The organism is Rhizobium sp. SRI_017 (genome assembly GCF_057586295.1).
This window is the reverse complement of the sequence record NZ_JBYCZP010000122.1, coordinates 1-242: the sequence shown is the minus strand read 5'-3', so window position 1 is coordinate 242 and position 242 is coordinate 1. Positions and strand designations below refer to the sequence as shown.

Genomic DNA, 242 nt, shown 5'->3' with positions numbered 1-242 from the left:
TGAAAGAAATGGGAATTTCCGCCTGCATCCCGCCCCGCGCCAAACGGAAGAACCCGGCTGAATACGACAAGGACCTGTATCGACAGCGTTATCGTATCGAGAACATGTTCGGCAGGATCAAGGACTGGAGACGCGTCGCAACCAGATACGACCGATGTGCACACACATTCCTATCCGCAATCTTCATTGCAGTAACATGCTGCTTCTGGCTCGATTAATGAGTCCTGAACCTAGCACTACTT

At 51.2% G+C, this 242-nt stretch carries 1 protein-coding gene; it reads left to right on the top strand.

The annotated features are described in order from the left end of the window. Window positions 1-218, top strand: a 218-nt coding sequence (locus tag AC2YI2_RS35325; protein WP_487391164.1) for a transposase, incomplete at its 5' end; no start/stop codon positions are given. Window positions 219-242 lie beyond the last annotated feature (24 nt).